The organism is Trueperella sp. (genome assembly GCF_043424875.1).
Taxonomy (GTDB): domain Bacteria; phylum Actinomycetota; class Actinomycetes; order Actinomycetales; family Actinomycetaceae; genus Trueperella.
The window spans coordinates 1-11,880 of record NZ_JBHWPL010000087.1 but is presented as its reverse complement, the minus strand read 5'-3'; the positions used below and the strand labels follow the sequence as shown (position 1 = coordinate 11,880).

General features: G+C 63.4%; 9 protein-coding genes. 6 read left to right on the top strand and 3 right to left on the bottom strand.

Annotation, left to right across the window (positions count from 1 at the left end; genetic code table 11):
- From ACHFFR_RS07780 to ACHFFR_RS07760, 5 genes are all read left to right on the top strand, one after another.
- Window positions 1-1,152 (top strand): DUF6541 family protein (locus tag ACHFFR_RS07780; RefSeq protein ID WP_394263700.1); only part of this gene is annotated, 1,152 nt, incomplete at its 5' end.
- 94 nt (window positions 1,153-1,246) lie between these two features.
- Window positions 1,247-2,548: a nucleotide sugar dehydrogenase gene (locus tag ACHFFR_RS07775; protein ID WP_394263699.1), complete on the top strand. Its 1,302-nt coding sequence runs from the start codon at window positions 1,247-1,249 to the stop codon at window positions 2,546-2,548.
- Window positions 2,549-2,559: 11 nt separating this feature from the next.
- Entirely contained in the window at window positions 2,560-3,393 is an 834-nt protein-coding gene (locus ACHFFR_RS07770) for an ABC transporter permease (RefSeq protein ID WP_394263698.1), read from the top strand.
- A complete protein-coding gene (locus ACHFFR_RS07765; RefSeq protein WP_394263697.1) occupies window positions 3,393-4,604 on the top strand; it encodes an ABC transporter ATP-binding protein in 1,212 nt (403 codons plus the stop codon). The genes ACHFFR_RS07770 and ACHFFR_RS07765 overlap by 1 nt, the downstream gene beginning before the upstream one ends.
- Window positions 4,601-5,941, top strand: a complete 1,341-nt coding sequence (locus tag ACHFFR_RS07760; RefSeq protein ID WP_394263696.1) for a glycosyltransferase — start codon at window positions 4,601-4,603, stop codon at window positions 5,939-5,941. The genes ACHFFR_RS07765 and ACHFFR_RS07760 overlap by 4 nt, the downstream gene beginning before the upstream one ends.
- Window positions 5,942-6,061: 120 nt before the next feature.
- Here the strand turns inward: ACHFFR_RS07760 and ACHFFR_RS07755 are convergent, their stop codons facing one another.
- On the bottom strand, window positions 6,062-6,355 hold the full coding sequence (locus ACHFFR_RS07755; RefSeq protein WP_394263695.1) for a hypothetical protein: 294 nt from the start codon (window positions 6,353-6,355) through the stop codon (window positions 6,062-6,064).
- 31 nt (window positions 6,356-6,386) lie between these two features.
- On the opposite strand from ACHFFR_RS07755, the gene ACHFFR_RS07750 reads away from it, so the two are divergent.
- The gene (locus ACHFFR_RS07750; protein ID WP_394263694.1) at window positions 6,387-8,882 is read left to right on the top strand and encodes a glycosyltransferase; all 2,496 of its coding nucleotides are present in this window, start codon (window positions 6,387-6,389) and stop codon (window positions 8,880-8,882) included.
- Between the two features lie 52 nt (window positions 8,883-8,934).
- Here the strand turns inward: ACHFFR_RS07750 and ACHFFR_RS07745 are convergent, their stop codons facing one another.
- A complete protein-coding gene (locus tag ACHFFR_RS07745) occupies window positions 8,935-10,605 on the bottom strand; it encodes a DUF2142 domain-containing protein (protein WP_394263693.1) in 1,671 nt (556 codons plus the stop codon).
- A gap of 62 nt (window positions 10,606-10,667) precedes the next feature.
- The coding region (locus ACHFFR_RS07740; RefSeq protein ID WP_394263692.1) for an N-acetylmuramoyl-L-alanine amidase at window positions 10,668-11,880 on the bottom strand (1,213 nt) is incomplete at its 5' end.

The window sequence follows — 11,880 nt, the reverse complement described above, 5'->3', positions numbered from 1 at the left end:
AGACTAGCAGTCTTCTCCACCCTGTGGCCGGTGCTACCCACGGTGCTGATCGTGGGCGGCGTCGCGGTCGTTCGCACAGTGCGCGAGAGCGACGTGCCCCGGGTCCGAGGAATCGCCATCGGCGGCCTCGTCGCGTTCCTCATCGGCGTTACCATTTTGCTCACCCAACCCCGAGTCGCCTCGTTCTTGCACCGCACCCATCCGCGTTCGTGGGATACCCGCGAACGCCTCGACACACTCGGACAGACCCTCTCAGGCATCAATCCCGCACTCGTCGGACTCGGCGCCATCGCGGGCATCGCCGTGATCGCGTTACTTGTTGTTGCCGTGCGTGTCGCGTGGCGAGTGCCCGACGCTCGGTGGATCGTCATCGCCTGGTTCGCCCAGTGGCTCCTCGTCGTGGGCGCATACGTGGACGGCAATCTTTTCTCCGCCATTGCAGGGATTTGGTATCACGACCCGAAGCGGCTCATGGCCGTTCAGGTGATCTTCACGGCCGTGATCATCGCCCTTCTCGTGGATCGGGCAGCTGCGCGGCTCGGCGAGGGCGGCGCTCGCTACGCACTCGCCGTGGGCGTGGTCGCCATCTCGCTCGCGGCAGGCGTTGTCACCCGCGCGGGAAGCGTCTACCCCGATGCGCGCCCGGCCATCGGCCCGGACCGAATCATCGACTCCCGCGAGGAAATCGCACTCCTTCGCGATCTTGACGACCTCGTACCACCCGGCTCGGTCATTGTGGGCGACGCGACGACGGGCCTCGGCTACGCGCCGGCCTACAGCCACGCGAACGTCGTCTTCCCGCAGGTCAACGGACGCGGGGCGGATATCGACGGCGGATACTTGCGCGATCACTTCCATGACATCCACTTTGACCCGCACGTGTGCAACATCCTCAGCGAATACAACATCGGCTACTACTACGAGGACGATCCGCTCATCTACCAAAAACGAGACCGAGCCGAGACATGGCCGGGGCTGTACGGCGTCGATACGTCTCGCGACTTCACAAAGATCGCCGAAACCGACGGCGGAACGCTGTGGCGCATCGATGCCTGCGGCCACATCGGCGAGCCCGATTGGTGGGACCTCGACGCGCGCTTTTACCCGCTACCGCGAGAAATCCCATCAATGGAGGGATACGAACTCGACTAACGAGCGCCATCTCACGTGCGATCGCATTACAGTTCACAGGTCTGGCGCGCAACGTGGAGTATTCTTAGACGAGACTTTCATTTAAGGAGCATGCATGCGTATTGCAGTTGTTGCCATGGGCAAGATCGGCCTTCCGCTGGCCGTCCAGTTCGCCGACGCGGGCCACGACGTCATCGGTGTGGACGTCAATGAAGAAACCGTTCGACTCATCAATGACGCCACCGAACCGTTCCCGGGCGAAGCCCAACTGCAGGACAAGCTCTCGGAGCTCGTTCCCGCGGGCCGCTTCCGCGCCACCACCGATTACTCCGAGGCGATCCCGGACGCGGACGCCGTCGTGATCGTCGTCCCGCTGTTCGTCGACGACGCCACGTGGGAGCCGGACTTTAAGTGGATGGATGCCGCCACGGCGTCGCTGGCGGAAAACCTGACGCCGAACACCCTCATCGCCTACGAGACCACGCTCCCGGTGGGCACCACGCGCGGGCGCTGGAAGCCCATGATCGAAGAGATCTCCGGTCTCGAAGAGGGCAAGGATTTCCACCTCGTGTTCTCCCCGGAGCGCGTACTCACCGGCCGCGTGTTCGAGGATCTGCGCAAGTACCCCAAGCTCGTCGGCGGACTGTCCGAGGAAGGTACGAAGAAGGCCATCGAGTTCTACGAGGCCGTGCTCACCTTCGACGATCGCCCCGATCTCAAGCAGCCTAACGGCGTGTGGGACATGGGCTCCGCTGAGGCCGCCGAGATGGCGAAGCTCGCCGAGACCACCTACCGCGACGTCAACATTGGCCTCGCCAATCAGTTCGCCACGTACGCGGACAAGGAAGGCATTGACGTTCAGCGCGTGATCGACGCGTCGAACTCCCAGCCCTACTCGCACATTCACCGCCCGGGCATCGCGGTTGGCGGCCACTGCATTCCGGTCTACCCGCGACTGTATCTGTCCACCGATCCGGACGCCTCGATTGTGCGCACCGCTCGCCAGTTCAACGCCGGCATGCCCAACTACGTCATCGATCGCCTCGAGGGCCTGCTCGGCTCGGTCCAGGATCTGCGCGTGGCCGTGCTCGGTGCCTCCTACCGCGGTGGCGTGAAGGAGACGGCGTTCTCGGGTATCTTCGCCACCGTTGACGGCCTGCGTGAGCGCGGCGCCAAGGTCACGGTGCACGATCCCATGTACACGGACGAGGAGCTTGCCGGCTTCGGCTGGGACGCCTACGAGATCGGCACCGACGTCGACGCCGTCATTGTCCAGGCCGACCACGCGGAATACAAGGACATCACGCCGGCCGACTTCCCGGGCATCAAGGTGCTCTTCGATGGGCGCCGCGTGACGAATCCCGAACTCTGGCACGGTACGCCGCGCCTCGTCATTGGTGATGCAGACGCCAACTAAGGCAAGGTTTTATGACGAGCCTGGGGGAGTTGCGCGAGTCTAAAGAGCTCCTGCGCAACTTGACGCTACGAGAGATCAAGGGCAAGTACAAGCGTACGGCCCTTGGCCAGTTGTGGTCGCTTGCCAATCCGTTGGCGCTCATGCTCATCTACAGCTTCGTGTTCGCGATCGTCATCCGCGTCCAGGTGCCGCCGGGCAATCCCTCGGGCCTCGATCTATTCGTCATCTGGCTCATGTGCGGGTTGCTGCCGTGGACGTTCTTCTCGAACGTTGTGACGGGCTCGATGCGGGTGATGACGGAGAGCGAAAACCTCATCAAGAAGGTCTACTTCCCGCGCTGGGTGCTCGTCGTGTCCAACACGTTCGCGGCGCTGTACCAGCACATGTGGGAACTGATCATCCTTGCGGTGGCGGTCCTCATTTTGGGGTCGAACATCCTTCTCTACGTGCCGCTCGTGGCCGTGACGACCATCCTGCTCGCAATGTTCGCCACCGGACTCGGGTTCTTCGTGGCGATCGCCAACGTGCACTTTCGCGACACGTTCCACTTCATGACGATCGCCTTCCAGCTCGGCTTCTACGCGAGTCCGATCCTGTACCCGGTCACCTACGTGCGGGACGTGTCCGACTCGGTGGGCCCGCTCGTGGGGTCGATCGAGATTATCGACATTTACAACCTCAATCCGTTCGTGCACTTCGCGGCGATTTTCCGAAACCTGCTCTATGACGGGCGCTGGCCAGATTGGTCCACCTTCGGCATCGTTGCCGCGATTTCGCTCGTGACGTTCCTGCTCGGCTGGCGTTTCTTCACGAAGCGGCAAGACTACTTGGCGGAGGCGCTGTAATGACGGCAGTTGAAATCCGCGACGTTCACAAGTCGTTCAAGATCTTTCACGAGCGCAACAACACGCTCAAGTCTGCGATTATGCGCGGTCGGATGTCCGTGGCCGAGGACTTCCACGCACTCAAGGGCATCTCGTTCGATGTGCCAAAGGGCTCGACGTTCGCGCTCGTGGGCGATAACGGATCCGGTAAGTCCACGCTGCTCAAGTGCATCGCGAAGATCCTCGTACCGAACTCTGGAACGATCACGCGCCACGGCCGGATCGCCGCCATGCTCGAGGTCGGCTCGGGATTCCACCCCGAGCTCTCGGGGCACGACAACATCTACCTCAACGCCTCGATCCTCGGCATGAGCCGCGAGGAGATCGATTCTCGCTACGACGAGATTCTGGAGTTCTCCGGCGTCGCCGATCACATCGATCAGCCGGTGAAAAACTACTCGTCAGGCATGTACGTGCGCCTTGGCTTCTCCGTGGCGATCCACACCGAGCCGGACATCCTGCTCGTAGACGAGGTGCTCGCCGTCGGCGACGCGGCCTTCCAAGAAAAATGCATGCGCAAATTCGTGGAGCTCAAGGACGAGGGCCGCACCGTCATCGTCGTCTCGCACTCCATGCAGCAGCTCAAGCAGATGGCCGACCAAGCCGCCTGGATCAACAACGGCGCGCTCGAGCAAATCGGCGACGCCGACACCGTGCTTGACCAGTACGCGGACTCCACGCGGTTCGGCGCCGAATTCGGCGATGGCGCAGCCGTGCGCTGGGGAACCGGCGAGGCAAAGGTCGATCGTCTCGAGATCCTCAACGAACATGGCGCGCCGCTGAACGGCCCGATCCCCACCGGCGCACCGGTGACGTTCCGCTTCCACTACAGCGCGAGCGAGCCGATCTCACAGCCCGTGTTTGCACTCTCGCTGGCCTCCTCCGACGGCACGACCGTCTGGGAAGTCAACACGCGCGACCTCGGCTTCCCGATCATCCAGATCTCCGGGCAGGGCACGGTGGATCTGAACATCAAGAACCTCAACCTGCAGCCCGGCCTGTTCATGATCGACGCCTCGATCGTGGATAAGTCCACCTCTCACGTGTTCGACTACCTGCGCGAAGCCAACGGATTCGCCGTGAAGTCCGGGGCGCTCAAGGCCAGTGGCGGCTACCTCGCACTTGACGCGGGCTGGAGCGATGCGACCCAGACCGAAGGAGACAACCGATGAACATCGCGATCGTCACGCTGGATACATTCGGGCAGAAGATGGCAGGCCCTGCGATTCGCGTGTGGGAAATGGCGAGCCTGTTGGCCGCTGACCACGCCGTGTCCGTGTATTCGTTCGGCTCAGTTGCCCGCGAGGGCGATGGATTCAGCCTCGAGGAAGTCGAGGTGGCGAACTTCCAGGAGAAGCTAGGCGCGCCCGACATCGTGATTATTCAGGGCTACCTCGCACAAACGTTCCCGTGGCTTGCGACCTCGGACTTCAAGCTCGTCGTGGATCTGTACGACCCGTTCCACATCGAATCCCTGCAGGTGGAGCGCTTTCACCCGATGGATGAGCGCCATGCCGCGCTCGACCACTCGGTTCGCGAACTCAACGCCCAGATTCGGGGCGGGGACTTTTTCCTGTGTGCGTCGGGCAAGCAGCGCGACATGTGGCTGGGCCACCTCGCGGCGCTCGGGCGCATCAACCCGCTGACCTACGAGGCCGATCCGCAGTTGCGCAGCCTCATCGACGTCGCCTCGTTCGGGGTGCCAGCTGAAGCGCCGGTGGCCACGCGTAGCGCGATCCGCGATGCCGTGCCCGGCATCGGAGCGGATGACAAGATCGTGATCTGGGGCGGGGGAGTCTACAACTGGTTCGACCCGCTCACGGTTATTCGCGCGGTGGACCTCGCTCGCGAGCACGTGCCGAACATCCGCCTGTTCTTCATGGGTGCGAAGCACCCCAACCCGGACGTGCCCGAAATGCAGATGCTTCGCGACGCTCGCGCGCTTGCCTCCGAACTCGACCTCGCGGGCACGCACGTGTTCTTCAATGAGGACTGGGTGGACTACGCCGAACGGCACAACTACCTCCTCGACGCCGACCTCGGGGTCTCCGCGCACTTGCCCGGGCTCGAAACCGATTTTTCCTTCCGCACGCGCATGCTTGATTACCTGTGGGCGGGTTTGCCGATGGTGGCCACGCAGGGCGACTTCTTCGCCGACCTGATCGAAGACAAGGGCCTGGGCGCCTCGGTGCCGATGGAGGATGCCTCCACGATGGCCGAGGCTTTCGTGCGGTTACTTGCCGATGATGACGACCGCGCGGCGGTGGCCCGGCGTGTGGAGGAAGTCGCTGCCGATTTCCGCTGGGAGAACACTCTTTCCGCGCTCGTTAATTACTGCGCGAATCCGTGGGAGGCCGCTGATCGGTCGCTCGGGCGGCGCGAAGGCGGGGCACTCGGTGGCGGGCACTCGATTGGAATGCTTGCTCGCAAAGCCATGCGCGCGGTGCGGGAGACCGGCCTGCGCGAAACGGCGGCCAAGGTACGCCGGTACGTCGCGCGCCGGGGCTAAATTCGCCCGAGAGAGCTGAGGGAGGCGTCTCCCGAGGTGGAGTCTCGGCGTGAACGCCGCAAGTTTAGTGATGTGGTGACAACTCGAGGCGATTTCTGGTCGAAAAGGCCTCATTTTTCACTAAACTTGCCGGCCTTCCATGCGAGCCTCGCCTTCTTGGTTGCCGGTGAGGGCTCGAAGCTTATGTGAGGCGGAGTATGCGGCGTCCTTGACGGGCTGGGGCAGCTTGTCCACGACCGGACGCACGGCGTTCACGGCCTTCGTATAGGTGCTGTCTCCGTGCTTGGGCCCGGGGCGGTGATCGCCCTGTGAAATGATCTCGGCCTGGCGTTCAATGATGGAATCGCGTAGCCGAATTTCATCGAGTAGGCGGGCGATCTCGGCTTGAGGATTCTCTGCGGGCGTTTGGCTCATGCGCCAATCGTACGTGAGTTAGCATTGCCCCATGAAGGTCCTGCAGGTATCTGCTCACTACCCACCCGCCTTCGTGTCCGGCGGCGCACTCATCCCTCAACGGTTCGCTCGCGGACTTCGGGAACGAGGCCATGAGACGTTCGTCTTCGCTGGCAAGCTTGATGCCGAAAGCCTGCAGGTGAGTGATTCCGACGACGCCGGAGTGCCTGTTCGCTGGATCGGTAACGGCGACTTTCTTGGGTGGGATGACCCGCGCAATATCGACAACCCGGGTGTGGTGGCCGCGTTTTGCGAGTATCTCGACGAGGTTGAGCCCGATATCGTGCACTTCCACTCGATCCAGACGCTTGGAGCGGGTCTGCTCGATGAAGTGAAGAATCGCGGCATCCGCACCGTCGTAACGATGCATGATTATTGGTGGGCGTGTGCGCGGCAGTTCTTCGTGCCCCCGAATGGCGAGCCGTGTTCGCCGGTCGTGTCCGCTGGCGGGTGCGAATGCGAGAAGGGCCGGCCGAGCCTAGAGAAGCGTAACGCCTGGCTCGCTGACCGGCTCGAGTCCGCTGACCTCATCTTGTTCCCGTCCGCCTCCGCCCGCGAGGTCCTCATCGCAAACGGCGTTCCCGCACACAAGACGCGTGTTAACGAAAATGGAATTGACGGCCACGATAATCATGGCGGACCCGAGCGCGAACCGTTCGCTCGGCCGGTGCGCTTCATGTACGCCGGCGGCGACGCCGCAATGAAGGGCTACCGGGTGTTGCGCGAGGCCGTGGCGGGCGCGGACATGCCGGCGGGAACCACGCTGGACATGTACAACACCCCGGATGAGGGTTTCCCAGAATGGGCCGCGGCGAAGCCGAGATACGAACGCGATGAGCTAGCTGAGATCCTTGCCGATCACGACGTGCTGATCTTGCCCTCAATTGCTAGGGAATCGCATTCGATCCTCACGCGCGAGGCATTGGACGCCGGGATGGCGGTGATCGCCACGGATTCGATCGGGCCCGAAGAGGCGATTACCCCGGGCCGCAACGGGCTCGTGGTGCGGTCCGGCGATGCCGATGATCTGCGGCGCGCGATTGAACGAGTCGCGGATCCCGCGGTGGCGTCGGCGATGGTGGGGAAGGGCTCGGCAACCCCGCGCGTGAGTACGAGCCAGCAGGTGGAAGAAGTTGAAGAGCTGTACCGCGCGCTACTGGTGGGCGAGTTTGATCCGGATCCGCTGGCAGTAGGCGTGAGGTCGATTATTCGCACGGTCGTATTCGCCATCGGAATTCAGGGAGCGCCGGCGCGGTACCGCGCCCACCTGCCGGCTGAAGCGCTGGCCACGCAGGGCGTGCACACACAGATCATGCACTACCAAGACCCTCGCCTACCCGAGGCGGCGCTTGATGCCGACGCACTGGTCTTCTACCGCGTGCCCGCCACCATTCAGGTGCTCAAGCTGATCGAGGACGTTCGCACGGCCGAGCGCACGATCCCCATTCTCGGCGACGTGGACGATCTCATTTTTGCGCCCGAGATCGAATCTCAGCTCGACAATCTCAACTCGCTAACGCCGGAGGAGCGGGCGCTGTGGAGCCGGGGTGTGCGGCGGTACCGCACGACCCTCGAACACGTGGACCACTTCGTGGGCTCGACCGAGACCATCTCGGCCGAGGCCATGCGGCTTATCGGCGTGCCATCCTCGCCGTTTGCCAACGGGGTGGGGACGATCCTTGCGCAGGCGTCCGAGAGAGCGCTCGCGAACCCACGCTCCGAGGGCCCGGTGCGGCTGGGATTCTTCTCCGGGACGCAAACTCACGACGCCGATTGGGCCTCGATCGAGCCCGCCATCGCGAGGGTCATGGCGGAGCGCCCAGACGTCGAGTTGCGCCTTGGCGGCCTCGTGGAGCCGACGGACGTACTGGCTGCGTACTCGGATCGAATTGTGCGACTGCCATTTATGGATTGGCGGGAGCTACCCGCGGCGCTGCGCGATATTGACGTGAATCTTGCCCCGTTGACGGAGGGTTCAATCTTTAATGAGGCGAAGTCGGCGATTAAGTGGCTCGAGGCCGCGTTGGTGGAGACGCCGACGATCGCCAGCCCGACTCTGCCGTTCCGCGAGTCGATCGTCGACGGCGAGACGGGCATGTTGGCAAAGGGGGAAGATGAGTGGGTGCGCGCGATCCTCCAGCTTGTTGACGATCCGATGCTCCGTGATCGGATGGGGCGGCAGGCCAAGCGCGCCGTGATCCTCGATTTGTCACCTGAACGTCAGGGCGCTCGCTACCTCGATATCCTTGTCTCTGCCTGGTTGCAGGTGGAGCGCGATGGGCATCGCACCGGCACCACGTTCGAGCCGGTGGTTGATGATGAGCCCTACAGTCCGGGCGCGGGCGTGGAGCCGTATACCTCCCGCCAGATTCGGCTGCCCGAGCCCGTGATCCGCGCTCGCATGTTGGCGGTCAAAGGGGTTCACTCGCTGAAGACGAATGGTCTTCGCGAGACCGCCGCCAAGGTCGCGCGCAAACTCCGGCGATAGGAATGCACAGGCTCCGACCAAAGAGATGGGCGGGATCGAGCGTGAGTCAGCGCTAGCGCAGGATGCGGCCGGGAACTACCAGTGCACCTCGGCCGGGTAGGTTCCGATCCTCACGTTCGCTATCGGCGCTAGTAACGACGCCTTCATCGACCGCGGCGGGAGCGCCTCCAGCGTCCGTGGCGAGTTCTCCCTCCGCAACGAGAGAGTCCTCATCGCCCGCGGCAAGCGCGCCCTCCGCGCCCTGAGCAGGCGCTTGCACTGAGCTCTCGGATAGCACTGGGCGCTCAAACAGATAGAACACTCCCACAAGGAAGCCCGCGAAGGCGAGGGTCCCGCCGAGGAACACGAGCGAGGACGGTGGCGCCCACGACGGCCACCACATCGGACCACCCGAGGAATCGAGGATGTACCGGTTCATCGTGGAGCGCAGGGCAAACATGTTCGACGTGGCAAGAAGTCCAATGAGGAACCAGCGCTGAAGCGTAGTCATCGTGCCAGTCCCACGCCATAACAGAATGCCCAGCCCCAAGGCCAGAAGCGGCAGGATGTAGCGCGGCTGGACGAAGTCGCCAACGATTTGGTTCCGGCTAAACAGCACGATTAGGGGCACAAGGAACAGCAGGATCACGACGCCAATCAGCGCGATAGCTTCGCGCCAATTCACCTTGCGTAGCCCGAAGAACACGATGGCACCGAAGGCAACGATCCCAAAGGCGGGCACGATGTAGGGCAGGGGCACGTCGAACCAGCCGAGGTCCCACGTGCCAAATGCGCCCATCCAAATGTGCGGCACCTCGAGGGCATTTTGGATGATCTGGCTGCGAGTCTGTCCCTCGCCGGGGCGGCCGGCGAGAGTCCCAAAGAAATCAGTAAAGAGCCCCAGGTTCGCGTACGCCCGGAAGCGACCGGTTCCAGCCATCAATGCGCCAACCACAGCGAGTGCAACCAAGGCAGGAACTCCGATTGCGAGCACCATGCGCTTCGAGAAGTGGCCGGCAACGAGGATCGCAGCCAGAGCGGCAAACAGGCCGAAGGCACCCGCGTCTGTGCGGGTACCAGCCACAACCACGAGCGCGACGACGGTCAGCGCGATAAGCGCCCACCGCCGCCAACCCTCTGCCTCAAAGACCGAGGCGGCGGCGACGAAGATAAAGAGCGGGCCGAAGATCGCCCACGCGGAGGGGTTGATCGAAGCGATCGTAAACAAGCCGAGCGGGACGAGGGAACCAGCGACGGCGTACCAGAGTGCACGGCGCCGTTCGGGACGGATGAGGGCGGTGAGCAGGCCAAGGCCGAGCGTCACGAGCGTGGCGTTGAGGAACCGCGCGTCACGGAAGGTGATCTCGGCGTCGTCGCCGACGGTGAAGTGCTGAACCGTGTAGTAGACGTCCGGGTAGGCGCCGCGGAAGTTGCCGTTGCCGGTCTCGATGAGCTCGTGATCGGCGAGGGCTTCGCCGATGCAGGCGGCCCCGACGTCGGGATCGTTGCGGTAACAAATCTCCGGTGCGCCATCCCCGCGCACGAGCCGGTAGCCCTCCGATTTTCCGGGTTCACACAGCCCGTCCTCAAAGCCCTGAGAGCAGTACATGGAGGACAGGTGGTAATCCGAGTCGGGCTCGCCGTAGGGCGCGACGACGGTCGCCCAGGCGAAGAGACTCATGAGCAGCAGTATCGGGACTGCGATGAGGCCGATCAAAGACCTGCGCTGCCCAACTCGTTTCATGCCTTGCCCTTTCACGTTAAGGGGATCCTCGCGTGGGCGAGGCACGGACTCAACCGTGTCGCTTACTTACTCCCGCGATATTCCCACGCGTACGTGTAGAGCTTACCGTCATTTCGGATCGCCCAGAGGCGATGCTCGTTGCCTGTTGAGTATGCCATTTCTAGCTGCGTGAATGCTCCCCAGCGCTGATCGATCTGCGAGCGCTGAGCGAAGCCGCCCTCCGTAATATCCGAGTATAGGAATAGCTCAGCCTTCGGTCCGATCGTCACGACGTCGGTATATCCCGAGCCGTTCCAATCGCCCACGCTGACTGCGCCGACGAGATGCGAGTAGTCGCCGGGGTAGTGGACGGTGCCATTAAAACTGCCGGCGCCGTTCGTGCGGTAGATGTACATGTCGCCATTCGGCTTGATACCCACGAAAGCAGGCTGCTTGTTGGGCCCCGACTGGACGCCGAACATGTACTCAAAGCGCCAGCCGTGACCGATCTGGCGCGCGGGCCGGACGGTGCCGTCGCCGCGGCCAGAGTAGAGGAAGAGCTTGGCGTCCTTGTGTAGGCCAATGATGTCGTTGTGGCCATCGCCGTCGAAATCGAAGCCGGTAAACAGCTCGACCATGCCGTTCCAGCCGTGCCCGATCTGGCGCCCGGCCCAGAAGCGATCGTTGCCGCGGCCGTCATACAGCATGAGACGGCCATCGGCGGTGCGCAGGATGAGATCGGAGTGCCCGTTTTCCGCGAAGTCGCCGACGCCCCACGCGCCCTCGGGCGGCCAGCCGTGGCCCGACTGGACCGAGTAGCTAAACGCCATCTGCGAGGGGACTGTCGCCACGGGTGGCGGAGACCCCGGCTGGCCGGGCGTTATGGCGGCCGCCGTGATCCGGTCCTTCGTCATCGCGCGGATCTTGCCGAGCTCGGGGTAAATCCGGGCAGGGCACGCGGTGTTGGAGATGTCCTTGTGCCCGTTGATGGCCGCGATCGAGCGCCAGCCCCGATCGTAGTAGGAAAAGGTGCCGTGCGGGTCCACGCCAGCCCGGCCGAACTGCCACGCGAGAACGTTCACGACGCCGTTCAGCGCTGCCGGTTCAATATTCTTCGAGGTGTAGTTACCCATCACGGATACGCCAACCGAGCCCGTGTTGCCCGGTGCGGCATGCGCGCCGATCGGCATCTGCGTATCCGGGGACGCGAGCGAGCCCGTGCGGCCCTCGAAGATATTTCCGTACTTGTCAACGAGGAAGTTGTAGCCGATGTCGCCCCAGCCACGCCCGTACGTG